23 protein-coding genes are annotated in these 23,325 nt (G+C 36.5%); 18 read left to right on the plus strand and 5 right to left on the minus strand.

The features are described 5' to 3' along the window. From CSC79_RS15950 to pseI, 5 genes are read right to left on the minus strand one after another with little or no spacing between them, the layout of a single operon-like run. Window positions 1-1,524, minus strand: coding sequence for a class I adenylate-forming enzyme family protein (locus CSC79_RS15950; RefSeq protein WP_099296741.1), 1,524 nt, complete (start codon window positions 1,522-1,524; stop codon window positions 1-3). Beyond that, window positions 1,514-3,097: a hypothetical protein gene (locus CSC79_RS15955; RefSeq protein ID WP_099296742.1), complete on the minus strand. Its 1,584-nt coding sequence runs from the start codon at window positions 3,095-3,097 to the stop codon at window positions 1,514-1,516. The genes CSC79_RS15950 and CSC79_RS15955 overlap by 11 nt, the downstream gene beginning before the upstream one ends. Window positions 3,098-3,099: 2 nt before the next feature. Next, window positions 3,100-3,342 carry an acyl carrier protein gene (locus tag CSC79_RS15960; RefSeq protein WP_058559755.1) on the minus strand — a complete coding sequence of 81 codons (243 nt, stop codon included), beginning with the start codon at window positions 3,340-3,342 and terminating at the stop codon, window positions 3,100-3,102. After that, on the minus strand, window positions 3,342-4,430 hold the full coding sequence (locus tag CSC79_RS15965) for an FkbM family methyltransferase (protein ID WP_099296743.1): 1,089 nt from the start codon (window positions 4,428-4,430) through the stop codon (window positions 3,342-3,344). The genes CSC79_RS15960 and CSC79_RS15965 overlap by 1 nt, the downstream gene beginning before the upstream one ends. Beyond that, complete coding sequence (gene pseI / locus CSC79_RS15970) at window positions 4,427-5,476, minus strand: pseudaminic acid synthase (protein WP_099296744.1); 1,050 nt, start codon at window positions 5,474-5,476, stop codon at window positions 4,427-4,429. Before pseI ends, CSC79_RS15965 begins: the two co-directional genes overlap by 4 nt. A 185-nt stretch (window positions 5,477-5,661) precedes the next feature. On the opposite strand from pseI, the gene CSC79_RS15975 reads away from it, so the two are divergent. From CSC79_RS15975 to CSC79_RS16060, 18 genes are all read left to right on the plus strand, one after another. Further along, window positions 5,662-6,387 (plus strand): glycosyltransferase family protein, encoded by a 726-nt coding sequence (locus tag CSC79_RS15975; RefSeq protein WP_099296745.1) that lies wholly within the window; start codon window positions 5,662-5,664, stop codon window positions 6,385-6,387. A 68-nt stretch (window positions 6,388-6,455) separates the two neighbouring features. Beyond that, window positions 6,456-7,403 (plus strand): SDR family oxidoreductase, encoded by a 948-nt coding sequence (locus CSC79_RS15980; protein ID WP_099296746.1) that lies wholly within the window; start codon window positions 6,456-6,458, stop codon window positions 7,401-7,403. Continuing rightward, window positions 7,400-8,008, plus strand: coding sequence for an SIS domain-containing protein (locus CSC79_RS15985; RefSeq protein ID WP_099296747.1), 609 nt, complete (start codon window positions 7,400-7,402; stop codon window positions 8,006-8,008). The genes CSC79_RS15980 and CSC79_RS15985 overlap by 4 nt, the downstream gene beginning before the upstream one ends. Continuing rightward, window positions 8,008-9,282, plus strand: coding sequence for a hypothetical protein (locus tag CSC79_RS15990; protein ID WP_099296748.1), 1,275 nt, complete (start codon window positions 8,008-8,010; stop codon window positions 9,280-9,282). Before CSC79_RS15985 ends, CSC79_RS15990 begins: the two co-directional genes overlap by 1 nt. A gap of 3 nt (window positions 9,283-9,285) precedes the next feature. Beyond that, window positions 9,286-10,281: a GDP-mannose 4,6-dehydratase gene (locus tag CSC79_RS15995; RefSeq protein WP_099296749.1), complete on the plus strand. Its 996-nt coding sequence runs from the start codon at window positions 9,286-9,288 to the stop codon at window positions 10,279-10,281. Between the two features lie 7 nt (window positions 10,282-10,288). Continuing rightward, window positions 10,289-10,951 carry a class I SAM-dependent methyltransferase gene (locus CSC79_RS16000; RefSeq protein WP_099296750.1) on the plus strand — a complete coding sequence of 221 codons (663 nt, stop codon included), beginning with the start codon at window positions 10,289-10,291 and terminating at the stop codon, window positions 10,949-10,951. Next, the gene (locus CSC79_RS16005; RefSeq protein ID WP_099296751.1) at window positions 10,951-11,907 is read left to right on the plus strand and encodes a thiamine pyrophosphate-dependent dehydrogenase E1 component subunit alpha; all 957 of its coding nucleotides are present in this window, start codon (window positions 10,951-10,953) and stop codon (window positions 11,905-11,907) included. The genes CSC79_RS16000 and CSC79_RS16005 overlap by 1 nt, the downstream gene beginning before the upstream one ends. Next, entirely contained in the window at window positions 11,897-12,949 is a 1,053-nt protein-coding gene (locus CSC79_RS16010) for a transketolase C-terminal domain-containing protein (RefSeq protein WP_099296752.1), read from the plus strand. The genes CSC79_RS16005 and CSC79_RS16010 overlap by 11 nt, the downstream gene beginning before the upstream one ends. Before the next feature lie 2 nt (window positions 12,950-12,951). After that, window positions 12,952-13,731 (plus strand): SDR family oxidoreductase, encoded by a 780-nt coding sequence (locus CSC79_RS16015; protein WP_099296753.1) that lies wholly within the window; start codon window positions 12,952-12,954, stop codon window positions 13,729-13,731. A 4-nt stretch (window positions 13,732-13,735) separates the two neighbouring features. Beyond that, the gene (locus tag CSC79_RS16020; protein WP_180270451.1) at window positions 13,736-14,500 is read left to right on the plus strand and encodes a transketolase; all 765 of its coding nucleotides are present in this window, start codon (window positions 13,736-13,738) and stop codon (window positions 14,498-14,500) included. Next, window positions 14,497-15,423 (plus strand): transketolase C-terminal domain-containing protein, encoded by a 927-nt coding sequence (locus CSC79_RS16025; RefSeq protein WP_099296755.1) that lies wholly within the window; start codon window positions 14,497-14,499, stop codon window positions 15,421-15,423. Before CSC79_RS16020 ends, CSC79_RS16025 begins: the two co-directional genes overlap by 4 nt. 2 nt (window positions 15,424-15,425) lie before the next feature. Beyond that, the gene (locus tag CSC79_RS16030) at window positions 15,426-16,661 is read left to right on the plus strand and encodes a methyltransferase domain-containing protein (RefSeq protein WP_099296756.1); all 1,236 of its coding nucleotides are present in this window, start codon (window positions 15,426-15,428) and stop codon (window positions 16,659-16,661) included. Between the two features lie 11 nt (window positions 16,662-16,672). Further along, the gene (locus CSC79_RS16035) at window positions 16,673-17,752 is read left to right on the plus strand and encodes a radical SAM protein (protein WP_099296757.1); all 1,080 of its coding nucleotides are present in this window, start codon (window positions 16,673-16,675) and stop codon (window positions 17,750-17,752) included. 6 nt (window positions 17,753-17,758) lie between these two features. Next, window positions 17,759-18,607, plus strand: a complete 849-nt coding sequence (locus CSC79_RS16040; protein WP_099296758.1) for an SDR family oxidoreductase — start codon at window positions 17,759-17,761, stop codon at window positions 18,605-18,607. A 2-nt stretch (window positions 18,608-18,609) separates the two neighbouring features. Beyond that, the gene (locus CSC79_RS16045) at window positions 18,610-19,686 is read left to right on the plus strand and encodes a zinc-binding dehydrogenase (protein WP_099296759.1); all 1,077 of its coding nucleotides are present in this window, start codon (window positions 18,610-18,612) and stop codon (window positions 19,684-19,686) included. Continuing rightward, window positions 19,676-21,142: a hypothetical protein gene (locus CSC79_RS16050; RefSeq protein WP_099296760.1), complete on the plus strand. Its 1,467-nt coding sequence runs from the start codon at window positions 19,676-19,678 to the stop codon at window positions 21,140-21,142. The genes CSC79_RS16045 and CSC79_RS16050 overlap by 11 nt, the downstream gene beginning before the upstream one ends. Next, window positions 21,139-22,587, plus strand: coding sequence for a PfkB family carbohydrate kinase (locus tag CSC79_RS16055; RefSeq protein WP_099296761.1), 1,449 nt, complete (start codon window positions 21,139-21,141; stop codon window positions 22,585-22,587). The genes CSC79_RS16050 and CSC79_RS16055 overlap by 4 nt, the downstream gene beginning before the upstream one ends. Then, complete coding sequence (locus CSC79_RS16060; protein WP_099296762.1) at window positions 22,584-23,303, plus strand: nucleotidyltransferase family protein; 720 nt, start codon at window positions 22,584-22,586, stop codon at window positions 23,301-23,303. The genes CSC79_RS16055 and CSC79_RS16060 overlap by 4 nt, the downstream gene beginning before the upstream one ends. Window positions 23,304-23,325: the final 22 nt, after the last annotated feature.

Genomic DNA, 23,325 nt, shown 5'->3' on the forward strand with positions numbered 1-23,325 from the left:
TCACCCTTTACCCTGTAAGTATGCCTGTTTAATGCTTGGTTTATGAATCTTACCCATTTCTGTTTTTGGTAGAGCCACCATATCAAATAAAATTCGGGGTTGTTGATAATCAGTTAGCTCTTTTAGTAAATGCATTTGTAATTGAGCTTTTGCATTACTAGGTGCTTTATCACTGCATACATATGCTAGCAAAATAACTTCTCCGAACTTTTCATCCTCTATACCAAATGCTGCACACTCAACCACCCAAGGTAAGTAATTGCTCACCAACTCTATATCGCTTGGATAAACATTTATTCCCCCAGATTTGACTACTTCTTTAGTTCGGCCTACATAATAAAGGTAGCCATCATCATCCAGATAGCCTAAATCTCCGGTAAAAAAGTACCCTTCATTATCATAACTTAGCGCTGTTTGCTCTGGTAAATTATAATATCCCAAAAATGCAGTAGACGAGCAACAAGCTATTTCACCAACACTGCCTTTAGGTAAAGTGTGACGCTCAGAATCACATATTTTTATTCTCAAGTTTGGTAAAGGTTTACCTACACTATTAATCGGAACATTAGGTTGAGTTATATCAAAATCACTGATAACCCCCATTTCTGATGCTCCATAGCATTCATGAAAGCGGCAGTTAAGGGCTGATAAGAGCAGCTTCTTATCTTCACTCTCAAGGGTAGCTGAAGATGATACTACACATTTTAAACTTGTTAATTGCGCTTTTTTTAACTTTGGAAGTAGAGCTTTTAATTGACTTGAAACAGCAAATAAAAAGCTTATTTTATGAACTTCAATCGCATCAAGCCAAGCATCTACAGAAAACTTGGCTAATATAACCACACTCGCACCTAACATTAACGGCATCAGCAGTGAACGCTGTGCAAGTGAATGATATAAAGGAGTTGAAACCATCACAACATCGCTTTTATCTAATTGGTAATATTGAACAGTCGCATCAAATGCGCGAACAATTTTAGTCGATTGAGTGAATACTATTGGTTTAGGCTGACCGGTTGAGCCCGAAGTCATAGTAAGAATAAAAGGAGCGTTAATATCCGCTGAAAAAGAATTACTTTGCTCAATAGATAATGACATTAACGAAGCCATGTCCGTTACTCCGTCAATATCACCACCTACTGAAATGACTTTATCGCTAGGCAATAAATCGTTTCTTATTAGTTGATTTGCAACACTCACCCATGCAATCGCGTAACTGCAATCAGCTACCTGTAACGCTTTTGATAAAGCTTGCCCTTTAAGAGTTAGTGGTAGTGGCGCAAGCGCAATGCCCAGCTTAGCCGCAGCTAATAAACAATATACAAACTCTAGGTTATTTGGACAAAATAAAGCGACTTTATGTCCTTGCTTAATCCCGTATCGAGTAAAGCCTGCAGCTAAGGAATCTACCTTATTTATTAGCTGTTGATAATTAACTTGGGTCTGTTGATATATACACGCAACGTTATCAGGTTGAGTAACCGTGTGTGACTGGACAAGCTGATATATATTTTTATTGTGCATTTGGATCCCACATTACAAAATTAAATTGCTCATCGGCTAAAGGGAATAGCTTTTGCGTAGTTTTATATTCAATAGAGTCTGTAGGCGTAGCAACAAACCCCATATATTTATTTAATAAATTGACGAATTTATTATCCTTATGGATCACCGCAAGCCAAATGGCCTCAGGGTGGCTGCCTTTACAAAAATCAAGTTGCCATTGTAAAGCGAGCATAGCTATTGGTAACGGAACATCGTGATTACAAGAAAACCAACCGCCATATAAATACTTATCTTTATATAAATTATGCCAGATATACAAACTTGGAGATTGCTTGCTTCCCTTTCTATCTGTAATTACAAAGTTAGAACGTGATTGATTAAACCACCATAAATAATGGTCTAAGGGCTTGATATTGCTTTGCACGGTCATTCTGACACTATTGCTGGGTAAGTTTCTAGCCGCTAAATAGCTATTTATGTAGGTATCGTCAACTTGGCAGACTACCAAACTATCTGTTAATTCAGTATGTACTTCGCAGTCCTGCTCAGCAGTAAAAAAGCAATTTTTTGATTTATCCTCACAGACAAGAGCATTAGCTATTCGCCTTGCACCATCGCCATCAACCGATATTTTTCTTTTCGCCACCAGCAACTGTAATCTTGGTAATTCGCTAAGAGCAATACTGATTAACTCACCTAATCGGGCAAAATCATCAATTGAAATGTCATTAATATGAAGGTAGTGGCCTAACCACTCCAAAATACCAATATCGTTAGTCTGGTTATCCTCTAGAGAAAAAGTAATAGCGGGTGTTTGGGTCGCGGCACATTCATAAAAAGAGGTGCCTAATGCACCAACAAAAAGCGAGGCTCTTTCGTAGTAACCTTTTAGGCAAGTTACATTCTCTAATACATTAATATTTGGGTGCGCTTGCCCAAGAGCGTATATCGTGTCTTTATTTGTTGCGTAAGGGCCTACAACTATATCAAAAAAAACATTTTCCTTGATGCTTTTTGATAAGCCTTCAAAAGTTTTTCTTATAATAAAAAGGTCACCACCGCCACCTAATGAAAATAAAACACGAACGGGAGACTGAGGCTCCAAAGTGCGCTTTTCGACAGTTCGATATGTGGGATCTAAAATACAATAACTCGGGCCTAAAAGACGATTACATTCAGCCGGCACTAGTGATTCATAACGGCTATTTGTATTTGGTCCTACCCACTTGTAATCAATCAAAAAGTCACAAATATGTTGTCGCTCGTTATCATCAATAATAGTTAAGGTAAAACCTGAATCTTTTATCAACTGCTCGTATTCTAGCGGTAACGTATAACTATCAACAATTAAATGCGATAGACTATTTTGATGCATATATTTAATCGTTAAAAGTGCATCTTTTTCATAATTTTGCCAATGAATATCAGCCACTTTAAAATCTTGATACAGCGTTTTGCTAAACTGACATAAATCGTCGAGTATAAAGTGGACACCTAATTGATGTTGTTTTAATGCAGAAGCCAAATGCTTCATTCGCATTAAATGACCGATGCCATTGTCTTGCTTGTTAGTGATACGAATTGCAAACATAATTATTGCTTTGCCAGAACCATATCAACAAATCCACTCACGTAATTTGTCTTTGGATCAAGTAATTCTTGAGGCTCAATTTTTATACCAAAGGTCAATTCTATTTGCATTACTAGTGTCAGTATCTCAAATGAATCCAAGGCTATATCATCTTTAAATGAAAGCCCTAGTAAATTATCAATATCTACAGCACAACCCCGCTCTGTAAAAAATTGATATAAAAAATTAATAAGTTGATTTTTCATTAATGAGAACCTTTTGGAATACAATACAAGACGGTGCTTAACCCTAAATGTTCATGAACTCGTAAATACATATTATAATTAGGTTGTAATTTATCAATAAACTGGGGAAGCTCCCATAAATCTTTAGGCTTGTGATAAACACAAATAGCAAGTGCTGGCTGTTGGGTTTGAATTAAATTTCTGGCACCTTCAAGTGCAGCTAATTCAGCCCCTTCTATATCCATTTTTATATAGTTAATATCCATAGCTTGGCAAGTTGAATCTAAATCTATAACAGATACTGAAGAGTCATTTATAACTTCACCTTGTATAATATTACTGGAACTTGTTTGTCCTTGATTAAAATTAAGTAAATCAACACACTTCCAAACCCCTGAAGGAAATGCTTGGAAAGAAATTTCAGGGTTTTGTTTCTTTAATTCTCTTTGTGTATTTGTAAGTACTTTAAAGTTAATTGTGTCGGGTTCAAACGAAGCGATATGCTCAATACTTATGATGTTTTTTTTATGCAGTTCTACGAACGCCTCAACGGTATCCCCAGTGTAAGCACCACAATCAATAAAACGAATGGGTGATTGAAAATTGAAAGGTATATCATCAGGATAATACTCAACTTTTTTATCTGGTTCAGGGTAGTCATCAATTGAGAGAGATCCCCTAAATGCACACAGTTTATCTAATATATTTTTGCTTTTATTATCCTCTAAACGTGCACGTAACCATTGAATACTTGTATTATCCAGCATCTCATCATGATTTTTTCGCATCCACAGATGCTCTAGCTGTGCATACTGGCTGAACACACCTGGAAATTTCTGTACAGCTTCGAAAAAACCAAGGACATTTTTATAACCGAGCTCTATGAGGCGCTCTTTAATTTGTTCTCTATTAGAGTTTACTAAAGGAGTAACAGCGATAATAACATTCATATTACGGTCAGCTGTTTGCTCGTCAAAAATAGGTAAATCAAACTTCATCTGGTTAGCTAAACGTTGATCGATCCAACCACTTACGGGTGTATTTTGTTGTACTAATATCCTGTGAAAACACTCTCCAAAATGGCCAGCACCGTAAATTAGATAGTTCATTTAATCGCTCCCACGTGTTGCCAAGTCAGCGGCATGCCTTTTTTTATTGAGTTTGTTGCTATTCTGCCTGTGATAAACCCTAAATCCTTTGGCATTAACTCACCCACACCCGGCCTTAGGTTGACCACATTATCTTTGCTTAACACTTCACCGACAGCAATATCCCTCGCGGCAAATAGGCAACGTCTTGCTTTACTGGGCTCACTAGGGAAGTGTACATTCCCAAGAGCCAACTCAACTTGCCTGACTCCTTGAACTAAATCTTCAAGTTCATCCGGTGTCATGGAAAAAAAGCTATCTGCCGTTTCATCATCTTTACTCATCACAAAGTGCTTTTCTATTATGGTTGCCTTCATAGCGACAGATGCAACAGGCACATGGTTACCTAATGTGTGATCCGATAAGCCAATTGGCACTTTAAAAAGGTCTGCTAAGTGAGGGATTGTTTTCAAATTAATGCTTTCAGGAGGAGCTGGGTAGCTACTTGTGCATTTTAATATAGCTAAATCCTTTATGCCTGCTTGGCGAGCAACTTTCACTGCTTCGTCAATTTCAGCAAGCGTTGCTCCACCTGTTGACATAATCACCGGCTTGCCTGTTGTAGCTACTTTTCGAATGAGATCATGATCGATCAACTCTGGTGAAGCTATTTTATAGGCAGGTGAATCAAAGGATTCCAATAAGTCGACGGCAGAATCATCAAATGGTGAAGAAAAAATAGTGATACCTATTTCATTCGCTAGCTGAATTAAAGGGCCGTGGAAATCCCACGGCATAAATGCCCCTTCGTATAAATCATATAAATATTGTCCTTGCCATGGACCTGCTGCTTCAAAATGCGGTAATTTGCAGTCCATTGTTAATGTATCCGCGCGATAAGTTTGCAGCTTAATTGCATCCGCTCCGGCTTCTTTAGCAGCTCTGACTAGCGCTTTAGCCTGCTCTAAATCTTGCCCATGGTTAGCTGACATTTCTGCAATAATATACACAGGGTGGCCTGGCCCAATTTTTCTACCATCGATGGTAATTTCAGAATTAAACGCCATTTGCGCTCCTTATATTGCACTGTCAAAAATTTTTATATCAAAGCAAAATCCATACCTAATAACCTACAATAGCTTACGATTTGATAAACCATATTGATCCAAAAGGATTTTAACTTTTAAATTATGTGCAAGAGTGTAATGATTTGCTATATTTATCTCAATAATAATTACAATAACCTATGACCATGTCTGATGTATTAATAATAATTCAAGCACGCATGACATCAACACGATTACCTGCCAAAGTAATGTTGCCGCTTTGTGGTAAGCCGGTGTTACAAATTATGCTTGAACGTTTACCAAACTGGCACGATAAAATCATCGTCGCAACCACGAATGACGGTACAGAACAGCCAATCTTAGATTTGTGTACACAGCTAAATATTAAAACCTACCAAGGAGATACACAAGACGTACTAAGTCGCTATTATCTAGCAGCTAAACACTATGATGCTCAATCAACTACAACCATAGTTAGGTTAACGAGTGATTGCCCACTAATTGATGAAGAGTTATGTAGTAAAGTAATTAATAAAAGAATAAGTCAAAACTATGACATGGTAAATTTAGGTCCTCACAGTGGCTACCCTAGAGGGCTCGATTGCTGTGCATTTTCATTCCATTTACTAGAGAATACTCATCTAAAAGCAACATCACAGAATGATCGTGAGCATGTAACTTTAGGCATGGCAAAATTTAATACAATAACGACCCACACGTTCAGTGCGCATGAAGATTATAGCCACTTTCGCCTCACACTTGATGAACCAGACGATTACAAAGCAATTACCGCTGTTTATGAACACTTTTTGAATAAAGTTGATTTTTCCTATAATGATTTAATAAAAACATTAAAGGAAAACCCCCACCTCACCGATATAAATAAACACGTAGAGCAAAAGTCTACTTAAGTTAGGCATAATAATTGTATATCATTGAACATTATATTTATGACTACCATAGAATTAGAGAATATTAAATGAATCCAAAAACAATATTAGTTACCGGTGCGACTGGCTATAAAGGAACCGTCTTGGTTCCAAAACTGCTGGCTTTAGGGCATCGCGTAATCGCATTTGACGTCCAATGGTTTGGTAATTTTTTACCCCCTCATGACAACCTCTCAGTCATTAAAGGTGACGTATGCGACACTGATACGATTAACTTAGACGGTGTGGATTCTATTATTCATCTTGCTTCTATCGCAAACGATCCCTGTGGTGATTTAAACCCTAAATTAACATGGGAGGTAAGCGCACTGGCAACAATGCGTTTAGCTGACAAAGCCAAACGCTGTGGAATAAAACAGTTTATTTATGCGTCATCGGGTAGCGTTTACGGCGTTAAAGATGAAGAGCAAGTAACTGAGGACTTAACGCTTGAGCCTATTTCTGAATACAACAAAACAAAAATGGTTGCAGAGCGTGTACTTCTTAGTTACGCCGACGACATGGCAGTTCAAATTGTACGCCCAGCAACTGTATGCGGCTTATCTAAACGAATGCGCTTAGATGTTTCTGTCAATATGCTGACAATGCAAGCTCTTAAAAATGGAAAAATTACAGTGTTTGGCGGCGATCAAGTCAGACCAAATATTCATATTGACGATATTACTGATCTCTATATTTATATGCTGGATAATCCAGAGAAAGTCTCGGGTATATTTAATGCAGGGTTTGAAAATATCTCAATTATGGATATAGCAAAAATGGTACAGGCTAAGATAGCATGTGAGATTGAAGTTACCCCTTCAAATGACCCTCGTTGCTACCGTATTAATTCAGATAAATTACTCGCAACTGGTTTTACACCCAATAAAAATGTCGACACTGCCATTACTGAAATTATTACAGCTTACAAGCAAGGTTTACTAAAAGATGAAGATCATTTTTACAACCTAAAATGGATGCAAAGAGAAGTTTTATGATTGACAACCAATCTGCAACCACTATATCCAATGATTCAGTGAAAAACCTGACAACAAACTATATAAACACTCTAACGCATGTATTAAAGCAGTTAGACAGTGAGCAAGTTAAGGGTCTTGTTGATAACTTACTTACTATGAAGGCAAATAACGGCAGTTTATATTTATGTGGTAATGGCGGCTCAGCAGCAAATGCTATCCACCTTGCAAATGACTTTACATTTGGTATAAGCCCGCAAGGTAATGCATTAAAAGTTGAGGCATTACCGGCAAATAGTTCTGTTTTAACTTGCCTAGGCAATGATATTGGTTATGAAAATATTTTTGCTCATCAGCTGAAAGTTAAAGCAAACAGCAACGATATCTTACTCGTTTTATCTGGTAGCGGAAACTCTGAAAATATAATTAGGGCGACTCAACAAGCACTCGACATTGGCATGAAAACTGTGGGCATTTTAGGGTTCTCTGGTGGTAAAGTTAAATCAATGCTTGACCAGGTTTTCCATTTCGAAGTCCAAGATATGCAAATATCAGAAGATACCCAAGTTATTGTCGGGCATATTTTAATGAAAGCTCTATACAATGCATTACGTGAGGCTAATTAATGGTCACAATTGTCTATGGAATTACAGCCTCAACAGAAATGTTTATCAATTCTAAATATAATACCGGCAATAATATTTTTGCTTGTACGAATGGTGGCGAATCATTTAAAGGCACGCCTGCAAAATCACTAAAAGAAATATCAAAGCTAGAAAAAAAACATACGCTCCAGGTGGTCATTTGTTCAGAGTTTGTCTTTGATATATTACAATCCTTAAATAAAATTGGTATTACCACTAGTCAATGTTCTTTTTTCAACCACATGAGTGGTAAACTCACTCCATGTATACAAATGCAATTTAATATTGATATTGAATCCACATTATATGCTTTTTATGATCTTTCATATAATTTACCCTGCTTTGATGTAACTACCTTTGTCGTTTTAGCTGAAATAGAACGAAAAAAACAAAATAAAAAAAATATTCAATTTGTGATTGTTCCCAGCAATATTGAAGATAAGCCTGGACTAAACATCTATCACGATAACGCTGATACAAAATGGCGAATCGAAAAACTTATCAAACCAATGTTTAATTGTCTTGCCTCATGTATAGGTATTGATCAGCCGATTTCGCAAAGTAGCCTTGTATACTATAAAAGCCTGAACCCTAGCATATATCCCAATAACTACTTTAAGAATCCTAGACAAGCAGCTGGAGATTTTAAATTATTAAAATCTTATGCTGATCAAAGTATTAAATTGAGTAACTTAGCACCTCCACAACAAGCTTATACTATTGTTAATGACTTCATACGACATAACGTGGGCAAGAAAAAGCTAATAACTATTACAATGAGAGAATACTGGGCAAATTCCGAGCACAGAAATAGCAATACAACAGCATGGCTTGATTTTGCATTATCACTAGACATGAATGAATATTTTCCGCTAATTATTAGAGACACTTATAAAGTAAGTGAGCCCCTTGAAGAAAAGTATCAATCACTAACAATGTACCCCATTGCAGCTGTCGATTTAAGTATCAGGCTCGCCTTGTACCATCAAGCGTATATCAATATGGGTGTTGACAATGGCCCTCTTTATCCAATCAGCTATCTTGAAGGGGCTCGTTCAATTATTTTTAGATGGTGTTCGAATGAAATTCCAAATCTATCAGATAGGACTAATAGCATGCACTTCTTTAAAGTTGGGGAAAATCATTTCTTTAATGATAATGAATTTCAAATCAATGCATGGATGGATGATTCATTTGAAAATATTCAAACTCAATTTTCTCATCTTGAAAATAAAATAAACAAGGCGGCAATCTAAACAATGAATGACTCATCAATTTTAGTTTTAGGAAGCAATTCATTTTCGGGAGCATCATTTTGTGCGCATATGCTAAAAAATGAGCAGCAAATTATTGCTGTTAGTCGCTCATCAGAACCTAATTCAGCATTACTCCCATATAGTTGGCAAAAAAATGCAGATAAATTGCAATTTAGTCAACTGGATATAAATCATCATCTGCAAAAAATTATTGATATTGTTAAACAAAAAAAAATTAAAAAAATATATAACTTTGCTGCCCAGAGTATGGTTGGTCAAAGCTGGCAATATCCTGAACATTGGTTTATGACTAACGCTGTTTCGACAATTAAATTACACAATGCTCTTAGACAACTCGATTTCCTTGATAAATATATCCATATCTCAACACCCGAAGTGTATGGGAGTTGTAACGGAGTAGTGCCAGAACATACTAATTACCAACCCAGTACACCTTATGCAGTCTCCCGTGCTGCAGCAGATATGAGTCTACATACATTCGCAGATGTTTATAACTTTCCAGTGGTATTTACACGAGCTGCCAATGTTTATGGTGAAGGCCAACAGCTTTATCGCATAATCCCGCGTACTATTTTATATGCCCTACTCGGCAAAAAATTACAGCTACATGGCGGAGGGCATTCAACGCGATCATTTATACACATAGACGATGTATCTTCAGCGACCCAACTTATTGGCGAAAAAGGTAAAAATGGTGATATTTACCATATTTCAACAGATAAAATGATCTCTATTCGAGTACTCGTTGAAACAATCTGCAATATGCTAAAACTCCCATTTGAACAAGTGTGCCAATCAACTGAAGATCGATTAGGAAAAGATGCTGCATATTTATTAGACACAAAAAAAATTCGTTCCGAGCTAAATTGGCAAGACTCTATCTCATTAGAAAATGGCTTAGAACGTACAATTTATTGGATGAAGCAAAATTTAGATATACTCGCCAAGCAAGAACACGACTATATCCACAAACCTTGAGGTAATCATGATAGGTCAAGAAATAGATTTACTAAGAAATTATCCTAAGTCCAAGCGTGATCTTTCTGGTAGATTAGAAGCCAAAAGTGAAGCAGTTAGAGCAATAGCGCGCCAATTTGACAAGGATTTTTTTGATGGTGATAGAGAGCACGGCTATGGTGGTTTTAACTATCATTCACGGTTTTGGCAGCCAGTTGTGCCTGACTTCATCAGGCACTTTGGCCTACAGGAAAGTAGCAGTTTATTAGACGTAGGCTGTGCAAAAGGATTCATGCTTTATGATATTTTACAACAGCTACCAAGAATGACATTAAGTGGGATAGATATATCCCAGTACGCATTAGACAATGCCAAACAGGAAGTAAAGCACTTATTACAACAAGGTTGCGCTACTGAATTACCATTCGAAGACAATTGTTTTGATGCAGTAATATCAATTAACACCATTCATAATTTAGATCTTAATAATTGTGCAAAAGCACTGCAAGAAATAGAGCGAGTCTCCAAAGCTAAAGCTTTTATTACTGTTGATGCATATAGAAATGAACAAGAAAAAGAACGTATGGAAGCCTGGAATCTAACAGCCAAAACAATGATGCATGTTGATCAGTGGAAAGAGTTTTTCAAAGACACAGGCTACACTGGCGACTTTTATTGGTTTATACCCTAATGAAAAAACTTGATGCATATTTCGAATCATTAAGAATTCGTAAAATAGAAGAAATGATAGCCTTACGCTACCCTGAGCAAGAGATGAGATGCCCAACACATCTGTCAATAGGCCAAGAGCTAGTACCTGTTGTCGTTTCTAATTTTTTATCTAAAGATGATAAAGCCTTCAGTTCACATAGAGCACATGCACACTATCTAGCCAAAGGCGGATCATTAAAGAAAATGATAGCTGAACTATATGGCAAAGCTACAGGCTGCACAGGTGGCAGAGGTGGCTCTATGCACTTAACAGACTTGGATTGCGGTTTTATAGCTAGCACTGCAATTGTAGGGAATAGTATACCACTGGCTGTTGGTAGTGCGCTGAGTCAAAAACTACAAAAAAGCAATTTTTTGACCGTAAGTTATTTTGGTGATGGTGCAACAGAAGAAGGTGCTTTTTACGAGTCGTTAAATTTTGCAGCAGTTAAATCTCTTCCCATATTATTCATTTGTGAGAATAATCGCTATTCAGTGTATAGCCCATTAGAAGTTCGTCAGCCAGCTAATAGAAGCATTACGGATTTAGCGCAATCAATTGGAGTTGAAAGCTTTCACGCTGATGGAAATCTTTTAATACCACTAACCCATGTTGTTCAGAGTGCTATCGAATATATTAGAAAGAATAATGGACCTGCGCTCATAGAGCTCGATACATATCGTCACAGAGAACATTGCGGTCCTAATTTTGACGATGACTTAAACTACAGAGCTGCAGGTGAAGTTAAAACATGGCTTGATAAAGATCCATTAAAATTATTATTCGCAGAACTATCAGCAGATCAACATTTCGAGAAAACTCATAACGAAATGGTTAGCAAAATAGAAAATGAAATAAATGATGCGTTTCTTTTTGCTGAAAACAGCCCTTTACCAAATCCACAGTTAAACAAAGAGTTTCTTTATGCAAAATAAAACAACAACATTCGCTGAAGAAATAAACCAAGCACAACACTGTGCCATGGCCGAAGACAATAGTATGATTTGTATGGGGTTAGGTATTAATGATCCAAAAGCTATTTTCGGTACAACCACAGGCTTACAATCAAAGTTTGGCTCTGATCGTGTCTTTGATATGCCAACATCTGAAAATGCGATGACGGGTGTAGGGATAGGCGCAGCTATTACTGGTACACGCGTATTAATGACCCATCAACGAGTCGACTTTTTCTTGCTTGCCATGGACCAACTTGTAAACAATGCCGCTAAGTGGCACTACATGTTTAATGGGCAAATGACGGTACCTTTAACAATACGTTTAATCATAGGTAGGGGTTGGGGCCAAGGGCCCACTCATCAACAAAGCTTGCAATCATGGTTTGCACATATCCCTGGGTTAAAAGTTGTTACTCCAAGCTTAACTGATAATGTAGGACAACTACTTTATCAAAGTATAATGGATAATAATCCAACTATTTTCCTTGAACATCGATGGCTGCATAACCAAGTTACAACACAAGGAAAGTGCCTTCCTTTACTTGGTGAACCAGAATTCACACGCACTGTAAGATCTGGAAAAGACTACACGATAATTAGCAATAGCTTTATGTTATCAGAGGCATTACAAGCCCACAGCCACCTTCTTCGCTATGGAATTGAATGTGAAATAATCGAAATATCCTCCCCGACTCATATTAACTGGACGCACATATTTGCATCAATAGAAAGAACAAAGCGCTGTTTAATAACTGAAATTGGTCATACTTTTAGCTCTGTCGCAAGCGAAATCTCCCATAGTATCTATTCAAGATATTATTCCTTGCTACAGTGTCCTATTAGTATTATAGGTTTGCCTCATTACCCTGAGCCCACCAGCTATAAGCTCACTAAGAACTACTACCCTAACGCGAATACTCTTTCATTAAAAATTGCTGAAGATATTGGTATAAATATTGCTAAAATCAATCTAAATAAACACCATGATATTCCTGGTGAATGGTTTAAAGGACCCTTCTAAGTATGGATTTGAAAATAAAAAATAAACTAGCTTTAGTTACAGGTAGTAGCGGAGGTTTAGGTGAAGCTATTGCTGAGTCACTCGCAAAGGAAGGCGTAGAAGTGATATGGGCTGCAAGAAATATTACTCAACTTAAAGCTAACGTAAAAAGATGTGAAGCCGCTTATGGTAATAAAAACCATATTATTGAAGCTGATTTAAAAGACGACAGTGGAGCAAATGTTTTAGCCGACGCGATGAAAAAAAAAGGGCTAATGCCTGATATAATCGTCAATAATGTAGGTGGGAATTTAGCGGTTACAGATCCCCTCTCAAATGTTGAAGATTGGAAGAAAGTATTCAACTTCAACCTCTTTAATGCAATTGAACTGAATAACCACTTTTTAGATAATATGATAAAGAAAAAATGGGGCAGAATTTGTCATGTTTCTTCTATTGCTTCCCTTGAAAACCAAGGCGCACCTCAATATTGCGCATCAAAAGCAGCACTAAATGCCTATGTTCGCAGTGTCGGTAGGTATGTTTCTGAACATAACGTAATTATGACAGGGATCCTGCCAGGTGCTGTCTATACTGAAGGTGGATATTGGGATGAAACGAGCAAAGCAAGACCTGAACACGTTGAAAAATACCTTAATGAGCGCATGGCTATTAAACGCTTTGGCACTAGAGAAGAAATCAGTGAGTTAGTCGCTTTTTTAGTATCTGATAAAGCATCTTTTTGTGTAGGCACATCATTACTAGTTGATGGTGGTCAAGGTCGAGCTTTTTTCGAGGGTTAATCAAATGAATCAAGATCTTAGAAAACGTATTGCGGAAATTATTTTTAAATCCAAAGAAGGTCATATCCCAAGTTCATATTCAATTGTTGATATTATTAACTACCTTTATACAGATATTCTTGCCTATAAGTCTGATCAACCTCAATGGGATGACAGAGATTATTTTATTTTATCTAAAGGGCATGGTTGTGCAGCTCTATGGGTCGTTTTAGAAAAAGTAGGCCTCCTCTGTAGTAGCCAGCTTGAGAATTACTCGCAGTTTGGTGGTGTTTTAGGCGGTCACCCTGACCGAACTAAAGTACCTTTTGTAGAAGCATCAACAGGCTCATTAGGCCATGGTATGCCTATGGCCGTAGGTACCGCACTTGCACTTAAGATTAAACAACAAGAAAATCGTGTTTTCTGCTTAGTCGGAGATGGTGAATGCCACGAGGGCACTATCTGGGAAAGCGCTCATATCGCAGCTAACCGTGAACTAGACAACCTAACGGTCATCGTTGATTGGAATCAGTCAGCAGCACAACTTTGCCCAATAGATGACTTACCCGCTAAATGGAAAAGCTTTGGTTGGCGTGTCATTGTATTTGATGGCCATGATCTAAACTCTATCAAAAATGCTTTTTCTCAAGGAGCTTGCTCTAAACCAACTGTATTAATTGCTAAGAATATAAAAGGCAAAGGCGTATCATTTACACAAGGACATGGTGCTTGGCACCATAAAATTCCAAATGAATCAGAGCTACAAGAAATTTTTAAGGCGCTAACATGAATAACCTAAGACAAGCATTTGCTGATAAAATGATCGAAGTCGGAGAAGCTGATCCTAACCTTGTCGTTATGGTTGGTGATATAAGTCATGGGATTCTAAAACCATTTGCAGCCAAATTTCCTTCACGTTATTTTAATATTGGTATTTGTGAACCTTCTATTGTAGGCATTGCAGCTGGTATAGCTGCTACTGGTTTAATTCCTGTAGCGCATACTATTGCGCCATTTTTAATTGAGCGCTCGTTTGAACAAATAAAACTAGATTTTGCTTATCAACAATTAGGAGGAAATTTTATTACTGTAGGTGGTGCTTTTGACTACGCGCAGCTCGGTTGCAGCCATCACTGTTATAGTGATGTTTCATTAATGTGCCAATTAGATAATTCGATAGTAACAAGCCCTGCAAGCGACCATGAATTTTCAGTGCTATTCTCACAAGTATATAATAGAGGCACGATTAATTATTTCAAATTGACTGAAAACCCACATGATTTCACTTTTTCTAATCCCATAGAGATTGGAAAGGCAGTGCAAATTAAAGAGGGAACTGATATCTCAATCATCGCAGTTGGACCACAGCTTAAACAAGCATTAGTTGCAAGTAAACAACTTGAATCTTCTGGATACACAGTTGATCTTATATACATACATACCATTAAGCCATTTGACACTCAGAGTGTCGTTGCAAGCATCGCAAAAACCAAAAAAGTCATTGTCTGTGAAGAGCTATCAGCACATAGTGGAGTTTTTGATTTGGTATTGCGCTGCTGGGCTAGTCAAGATAAAGCACAGTTTAAACAATTAGCTATTCATAAAATGATACATGATTACGGTAACTATGAAGAGCTTTGCCAAGTAGCTGGGCTAGCACCTGAACATATTATCTCAGCTGCTAATAAGTTATTATCTACAGTGGAAAATTAAAGATGAATTTGGAGCACGAACTAGCAAAATATAAAAATATAAGTTTCGAGAGTAGAGTGGCTTGCTCAGTCTGTGCATCAATGGGTATCGTTCCTATTTTGGAGCTACCTAATCTCCCATTAACTGAAATTTTTATCTCTCAACCTGGTAGCCCTACCCTTGGGGAAACAGATCAAGCACTCCACTACTGTAGTCATTGCGGACACGCTCAACTGCAAAATATTCTTGATCAATCCCTATTATATTCAAACAAATCAGGTTATGAATTTAGGACATCGCAAAGTTATACAGGTAGAAACACAACGGAATTTTTCCTTAATTTCTTTTCTTCCTTGAAATTTAAGGATCATTTTCAATGCGTGCTAGAAGTAGGCTGCAATGATGGTTTTTTATTAAAAAAACTCAAACCATTTGCAAACAGCTTGATAGGTATCGACCCTATTCTTAAAGATAATGAGCATCATATAAATGATGAAAAGATCACCGTGTTCGGCGATTTTTTTGAAAATTGTGATATCGTTGAAAAACCTGACCTTATAATTTGTAAAGATGTTATTGAACATGTTGCTGATCCTAAGTCACTCATAGCAGAGCTAATTAATAAAGCGTCTGATAATGCCCTTTTTATGATTCAAGTGCCTATATTGGATAAAATAATTGAAAATTACAATTTTGATCATATTTTCCATCAACACTTAAATTATTTTAGCGTGTCATCATTTACCTTTTTATTGGAATCGCTAGGATGCAGTTTAATTGATTACACCGTCAATGAAGATCACTGGAACAGTGGTATTTTTGCGTTTACGAATAAAAAAAATTCAAACTCGCTTAAAGTAAAAAAAATATCACTCAATGAAATAGAGCAAAGTTTGCGTGTCTATAAATCTCAATTAAATGCTTGTGAACTAGCATTGGAGGCTGCGGCTTCTCGACTTCCTGTCTACGGGTATGGTGCTGCACTTATGCTTCCGGTGATCAAATATCACTTCCCAAACAAACTTGCTTCTATCAGTAAAATTTTTGATGATAATCCATCAAGAGATGGGCAATTTTATCTTAATTCTACAACTCCTATTGTGACAACTAGCCAAATGATAGATATCACCAATAGTGCCGTCATGTTGACTGCATTTTCATCAAGACTAAATGCGAAAAGAATGTTAAACAGGCTTAATACTGAATTAAATCCAATACAAATCTATTACCCATTTAATTTATTAAATGGTGCAATATAAGGAGTTAAGGGATGCCATCTTTTCATAATAAACATGAAGATATAACAAATAAAATATATTCAGGTGAGCTGATAATGCCTCATAGGTATGTCTTTGTATTAACCAACCTGTGTAATCTGGACTGTAATTTTTGCTTCCAAGATCGAGATCGTCGTGACGATGCAATGACGACACAAGATTGGCTAAATGTTGTTAAACAGCTGCCAGAGTATGCTCGTGTTACATTTACTGGAGGAGAACCATTAGCATTCAAAGACTTTGAAGTCATAGTAAATGCTGTTGCCGATAAACACGAATGTAATATTATTACAAATGGCTTATTATTATCCGAAAAGAAAATTGACTTTATTCTAAGCAAGCCAAACTTTAAAGTGCTATCAATTTCTATTGATGATATAGGTAATCTAAATAGAGACGTTAAACCTAGGCAATGGCAAAGTTTATTAGCTGTAATAGATTACTTCCACTTAAGAAAAAAAGAACTGAAAAGCGATTGCATTCTAGATATTAAAACAGTGGTATTAGATAAGAATTCCAGTGATTTATTTTCAATTCATAAATATTGTGTTGAAGTACTCAAAGCGAATACACATGCTTTTCAGTTTCTAAAAGGCAGTCATTTACAGCATTCTGACAAAATGCATGAAATGATAGACATGTACACAACATCTAACGCACCAACTTACCAACATTTTGATGTTATTTTGCAGCAATTAGAAATGATAAGGCAATTTAATCAAACAAGTATTTGTAAGACATTTGTACACCCAAAAATATGTGATTTGAGCTCATCACAACCCATCCCTAAAGTATCATTCATTAATAGTGCGCGTTTCAAACCCCAAAATTATCAAGCGTGTAAATTTCCATGGTCCAGTGTTCACATTAACGTAGATGGGCACTTATTTCCATGTATTGCCGTTAGCATGGGTAATGTTAAAACAACAAAATTAATAGATATTATCGAAGGAGACCTATTTAAAGAATTTAAAAGTGCTCTGTCAAAACACTTAGTCGAGGGATGTAATCGATGCGGCTGGATCCGCCCTAATGATAATATGTCTATTATTAATACCATTAACGTTGAGTAGCATTAAATGAAGAAGTTAGTTGTTTTAGGTGGTACAGGGTATATAGGGAAAAATGTTGTAAATACTTTTTCAAACAATGGCTGTAAAGTTTACTCCCTAGGCAGTAAACATATTGATCTTAACGATTTATTGCACTCCCCTACAAAACTAGCTCGGCTTTTAAAAGGAGCTGATAGCCTTATTATTTGCTCTGCTATAACGAGGACAACAGCCAATGATTCTAATAGTTGTTTTACCAACATAAACCAACTGAACACAATTATGCAAGCTTGTGAATTAGAACTCCCTAAACATATTGTCTATTGTAGTGCCGCAGATGTTTATGGCCACGGAGGCAGTCTAATAACTGAAGATGCTCCAATCTCTCCAATGAATGAATATGGTGCTTTTAAAGCTTTTAGCGAAAAAATGCTACAGCTAAACTTTAGTGAAAGATGTACTGTCTCAATTTTAAGGTTTTCTGGTGTTTTTGGTGGAGATAGCGATCAAACAAGTTTAATTAATAGACTCACTCAATCCATACAAATGGGAAAGGAAATAACCCTTTCAAATAATGGGCTTAGCAAAAGGGATTACCTCCCGGTTTCGTTACTTTGTGATGCTATTGTTGAAATTATTAACCTTAAATATGCTGGAATATTTAACGTTTCAACTGGCCAAGAAAAAAATATCGTTGATACAGTTAAGTTTATTGAACAACTAATAGGTAAAAAAGCTAACTTAATTTTAACTGATAATTTTTCAGAACGTGATTTTAACCTTTCTTTATCGAATACAAAACTGCATTTGATGCTACCTCAATTAAGTATTCCATCACTAAATTCTGCCCTTAAAGTCGCAGTTAAAAGGTCTTAACAATGAATAGTAAACCATCTCATGTAGACAGCTTTAAAGCCGCTATTCTGACTGAAGTAAATCAAGATATTAATATAATGAATATCCATTTTCCTAAAGTGGGGTATGGTCAAGTACTTGTAAAATTGTCCATGGCGGGAATTTGCCGAAGTCAGCTCATGGAAGCAAAAGGCAAACGTGGTAAAGATCGCTTTTTACCTCATATGCTTGGTCATGAAGGAGTAGCTAATGTGGTCGAAGTAGGTGAAGGTGTTACAAAAGTCTCAGTTGGACAACGTGTCATTTTAGGATGGTTGAAAGGAGATGGTATAGATTCTGGTGGGTCAATATTAAAAAGTACTGATGGCGTGAATATTAATGCTGGTCCAGTGACAACATTTTCCCAATACTCACTCGTCTCAGAAAATAGACTCACCCCCTGTCCTGAATGCATATCAGATGAAATTGCGGTTCTACTTGGGTGTGCGCTACCAACTGGTGCTGGAATGGTCCTTAATCAGGTAAAACCCGACAAAAATGCTGATGTTTTATTAGTCGGTCTAGGTGGTATTGGCCTGAGCGCTCTTCTCATGCTAAGTTATTTTTCACCTAGAACAATTTCAGTTATTGATAAGTGCGAAAAGAAACTAGAGATTGCAAAGCAGCTGGGGGCTACTCATTGCTTTGCATATAATGCAGATGTAAAAAAACAAGTTGAAAAATTATTTCCAAGCGGTTATCCATTTTCGATTGAATGTGCAGGTACGACACAATCTATTGAGCTCGCATTTGAGCTGACATCTAAACTAGGAAGTTGTGTGTTCGCATCACACCCGCCAAATGGAGAGAAAATTAGACTGGACCCACACCAGTTAATTTGTGGAAAAACAATTAAAGGAAGCTGGGGTGGCAATTGTTTTCCAGATACCGACTTGGAGATTATAGGTAAATATATCCAATCATTAAATATTGCGACTGAATTACTGGTGTCTCATAAGTTTTCTCTTTTTGAAATAAATACAGCGCTCAACACTATGGAAAATGGGGATGTAACCCGTGTTTTCATTGATTTCAAATTGGGTATGAATTATGGAAATTGAGCAATCTTTTAGTGAACTATATGATTTTCATAATTTGGAAGAGCAACCTTACTATATTTTTGGTTCAGGAACTTGTGCAGATAGATTAAACGCATACATAAAAAATACAAACAAGGTAATGCCAATTTATTTTATAGATATAACTAAAATAAAAAAAAACAATTATACAATTGAATCTATTGCTGAAGTAAAAAATACGCAAATGCAATTAGGCAATATTAAAATAATCATTGCCTCGCTCAGTTTTGTAACAGAAATCAAAGAGAAAATACTAAGTCATTTAAATATCTGCGAAAACACTATTTTAAATTTAATAGACTCACAATTGAATAATAAAATATGGGATGATTACAGTCTATCATGTAAAAAATATGCCTCATTTAAGGATGATAATGATTTTTCAGAACAATTCTACGTTTCATCTGTCGATCCTAACTTTGCCTATTCTTTGTTAGACAAACTACCTAAAAAGCATGTTAGCGTCACTAAAAAGGATTTTACCTATGGTTATGTCCATAATAAAAGCATCAATGAAGCAGAGCTAGAAAGAACGAACCAAAGCGTTAAGTATCTTATCCCTGACGTTTCGTTTAAGCAGTTGCTAAATCAAACGATAGTATCAATTTATGATGGCATAAAAGTGAAATTAGGTAGCCATTGGCAAATAGAAACCTCAAAGATAAAAGTATTTAATCAGTCAGAAACACCTGTAGGGTCAGAGAGTTTTCATTTAGATGGCTACAATAAGAATATTTTTAAAATACTTTTATATCTCACACCTGCATCACTTGAAACGGGCACAACTGAATTGCTCGATTCGAATAACAATGTAGTTACCATTAGTGGACCTTCTGGTACCTATCTTCTGTTTAACAACTCTAAAGTTACTCATAAAGGTATACGTGGAAAAAATAAAAATAGAGTAATTATTGAGTTAACAATATCAAGAGCTATGAAAAAGCCTAACGATGATAAATTTATAAAGTTGGGTTCTCCCCTATCTCATTACAGTAAATACCCTTGGACTCGAAGGGCATATGCAGCAAGGTTTGATCAATCTCCTCAAAAATTTAAACAAGGCTGGATTAATTTGTCATTTTTAAACAGTGAAGACTGTTTCGAAGTAAATCAGTACTTGTTATATATTAACGAAAACAACTCGCTCAAAGTAGCCGTTTTTTTCTTAAACGATGTAATCAATTTTGAGAAAAGCCTGACCATAGAACAATCTTTTAGCATTGCTAATAAGCTATTAGTAGACAACGGTGACCTCGTTATAAAGCAAACTAAAACGAATAGTTTTTCACTGGAAAAGTTAATTTTTCTAGCAAGAGATCATGGCTTTGAACTACAGTCTCAAAACCATGAAATAATCAAGAGTATTTACCCTGATATCATAGAGATCAATTATGAAGATAAAGGGTTTCATTATTTAGTGATGAAAAAATATATATGAAAAAAAATGTACTTGTACAAGGAAACTTTGACATTTTACACCCTGGCCATATTCGCTTACTTCGTTTTGCAAAAGAGTGCGGTGATAAATTAATTGTTGCTGTTAACAGCGACAGAACTATGGGGATAAAAAGTCGGGTAAACGAACAACATCGCTTAGAGATGGTTCAATCCCTCGAATGTGTTAATGAAGCATTTTTATCAGATTTAACTCCAGCAGAAACAGTAAAGAGCCTAAAACCTCATATTGTCGTGAAAGGTAAAGAGTTTGAAAGTAGGCACAACCCTGAGCATGCTCTTGTTGAAATGTACGGAGGAAAGCTTATTTTTGGCTCTGGTGAGTTTGAATCTAACTCCGAACAATATATTACAAGAACAATAAGCCATGGTCATAACTTTGATTACAAAAAATGCCAAAGTTATGCAACAAGGCATCAGTTTGATTATCAATCAATCAATACGGTATTTTCTCAATTTAGTGAAAACCGTGTTGCTGTAATTGGCGAAATAATCGTCGATGAATATATCCAAGGTACTGCGGTAGGCTTATCTCAGGAGGATCCTACCATAGTGATGACACCAGATAGAACGAATACATTTTTAGGTGGAGCAGCAATTACAGCAGGTCATATAAAAGGGCTAGGAGCTAATCAAGTTACGCTTTTCTCGGTACTTGGCAAAGATGATAAAGCTGATTACGTAAGAAATCATATTAACGCATACAATATTGATACTATACTTTTCGATGATGGCAGTCGCCCAACACCATTAAAATCACGATATAGAGCTGGCAATAAAACACTTCTAAGGGTCAATCAAGTTCGACAGCATAAAATTTCTAAAGAAATTCAAACAGATTTATACATGCAACTTGAAAGTAGTATTAACAACTTCGATTTACTGGTATTTTCTGATTTTAATTATGGATTATTACCTCAAACTCTGGTCAATAAAGTCATTGCTTTATGCAAAGAAAACAATGTACGTGTTGTCGCAGACAGCCAAACATCTTCTCAAGTTGGTGACATTGCCCGTTATAAAGATATGATGCTAATAACACCAACAGAAAAAGAAGTACGTGTAGCATTGAATAATATTGATGATGGTCTACCTATTTTAGCGCAAAAACTGTGTGAAAAAGCTAATCCGATGTCGTTGGTTATTACCCTTGCGGGAGAAGGTGTTTTTATCCATCTACCAGATCAAAACGGCCAATGGGAAAATGATATGCTTCCTGCGATTAACCGTAATGCGGTTGATCCTGCGGGAGCTGGTGATTGCTTCTTAGCTGCCAGTAGCCTAGCATTGTGCTCAGGTGCGACACCTTGGCAAGCTTTTTATATTGCAAGTATTGCAGCCGCTTGCCAAGTAGATACTCTCGGAAATCAGCCACTGTCCTTCAACACGCTACAGCAACGAGTACTGGAGTCATTCAAAAATATATGAAAGCAATATTGCTTGCAGCAGGGTTAGGCACTCGGTTAAAACCTTTGACTAATACAATTCCAAAATGTTTAGTGCCTATTAATGGCAAGCCTTTATTGGCTTATTGGTTAGAAAAGCTCGATAAACTTGGTGTCAGCGACATACTCATTAATGTGCACTATTTCGCTGAACAAGTAGAAGAGTTTGTGTCAAAGTCCGAATACCGTAATAAAATAACAATTGTTAGAGAGAAAAAGTTACTCGGTACAGGCGGTACTTTGATTAGTAATAAAGAGTTTTGGCATTGTAGTCTCACCATGGTCATTCATGCTGATAACTATTGCGAAGATACCCTTACTAATTTTGTAGAAGCCCATTCAAAAAGACCCAAAAAGTGTGATGCTACGCTTTTACTTTTTGAATCTGCTACTCCCTCTGCATGCGGTATTGTTGAACTTGATTCAGACGGTTCAATCCAAAGGTTTCATGAAAAAGTATCCAATCCACCAAGTAACCTAGCAAGCGGAGCATTGTTTTTATTCTCCGAAGGAGTGTATGAAAAATACTTTTCACACTTTAAACAGGAAAGCTTCTATGAGATTAGCCTCGACATGGTGCCTTTATTACTGGGCAGTCTTTATAGCTATAAAACTCATCTGAGATATATAGATATAGGCACTCCACAAGCTTATAATAAACTTCAAACTGAGTTGCTGGCTATCAACAAACCTGCTTAATATTAAGATAAATAAAAACTAG

It is taken from the genome of Pseudoalteromonas sp. 3D05 (assembly GCF_002723455.1).
Classification (GTDB): domain Bacteria; phylum Pseudomonadota; class Gammaproteobacteria; order Enterobacterales; family Alteromonadaceae; genus Pseudoalteromonas.

Excerpts from the sequence above, each read along its gene's own strand:
- CSC79_RS16010 (WP_099296752.1), top strand. The coding sequence starts at position 11,897 with ATGCAAAATAAAACAACAACATTCGCTGAAGAAATAAACCAAGCACAA.
- CSC79_RS16050 (WP_099296760.1), top strand. The coding sequence starts at position 19,676 with ATGGAAATTGAGCAATCTTTTAGTGAACTATATGATTTTCATAATTTG.
- CSC79_RS15975 (WP_099296745.1), top strand. The coding sequence starts at position 5,662 with ATGTCTGATGTATTAATAATAATTCAAGCACGCATGACATCAACACGA.
- CSC79_RS16035 (WP_099296757.1), top strand. The coding sequence starts at position 16,673 with ATGCCATCTTTTCATAATAAACATGAAGATATAACAAATAAAATATAT.
- CSC79_RS15955 (WP_099296742.1), bottom strand. The coding sequence starts at position 3,097 with ATGTTTGCAATTCGTATCACTAACAAGCAAGACAATGGCATCGGTCAT.
- CSC79_RS16025 (WP_099296755.1), top strand. The coding sequence starts at position 14,497 with ATGAATAACCTAAGACAAGCATTTGCTGATAAAATGATCGAAGTCGGA.
- pseI (WP_099296744.1), bottom strand. The coding sequence starts at position 5,476 with ATGGCGTTTAATTCTGAAATTACCATCGATGGTAGAAAAATTGGGCCA.
- CSC79_RS15990 (WP_099296748.1), top strand. The coding sequence starts at position 8,008 with ATGGTCACAATTGTCTATGGAATTACAGCCTCAACAGAAATGTTTATC.
- CSC79_RS15985 (WP_099296747.1), top strand. The coding sequence starts at position 7,400 with ATGATTGACAACCAATCTGCAACCACTATATCCAATGATTCAGTGAAA.
- CSC79_RS16030 (WP_099296756.1), top strand. The coding sequence starts at position 15,426 with ATGAATTTGGAGCACGAACTAGCAAAATATAAAAATATAAGTTTCGAG.
- CSC79_RS15950 (WP_099296741.1), bottom strand. The coding sequence starts at position 1,524 with ATGCACAATAAAAATATATATCAGCTTGTCCAGTCACACACGGTTACT.
- CSC79_RS15965 (WP_099296743.1), bottom strand. The coding sequence starts at position 4,430 with ATGAACTATCTAATTTACGGTGCTGGCCATTTTGGAGAGTGTTTTCAC.
- CSC79_RS15980 (WP_099296746.1), top strand. The coding sequence starts at position 6,456 with ATGAATCCAAAAACAATATTAGTTACCGGTGCGACTGGCTATAAAGGA.
- CSC79_RS16005 (WP_099296751.1), top strand. The coding sequence starts at position 10,951 with ATGAAAAAACTTGATGCATATTTCGAATCATTAAGAATTCGTAAAATA.
- CSC79_RS16000 (WP_099296750.1), top strand. The coding sequence starts at position 10,289 with ATGATAGGTCAAGAAATAGATTTACTAAGAAATTATCCTAAGTCCAAG.
- CSC79_RS16020 (WP_180270451.1), top strand. The coding sequence starts at position 13,736 with ATGAATCAAGATCTTAGAAAACGTATTGCGGAAATTATTTTTAAATCC.
- CSC79_RS15995 (WP_099296749.1), top strand. The coding sequence starts at position 9,286 with ATGAATGACTCATCAATTTTAGTTTTAGGAAGCAATTCATTTTCGGGA.
- CSC79_RS15960 (WP_058559755.1), bottom strand. The coding sequence starts at position 3,342 with ATGAAAAATCAACTTATTAATTTTTTATATCAATTTTTTACAGAGCGG.
- CSC79_RS16015 (WP_099296753.1), top strand. The coding sequence starts at position 12,952 with ATGGATTTGAAAATAAAAAATAAACTAGCTTTAGTTACAGGTAGTAGC.
- CSC79_RS16040 (WP_099296758.1), top strand. The coding sequence starts at position 17,759 with ATGAAGAAGTTAGTTGTTTTAGGTGGTACAGGGTATATAGGGAAAAAT.
- CSC79_RS16055 (WP_099296761.1), top strand. The coding sequence starts at position 21,139 with ATGAAAAAAAATGTACTTGTACAAGGAAACTTTGACATTTTACACCCT.
- CSC79_RS16060 (WP_099296762.1), top strand. The coding sequence starts at position 22,584 with ATGAAAGCAATATTGCTTGCAGCAGGGTTAGGCACTCGGTTAAAACCT.
- CSC79_RS16045 (WP_099296759.1), top strand. The coding sequence starts at position 18,610 with ATGAATAGTAAACCATCTCATGTAGACAGCTTTAAAGCCGCTATTCTG.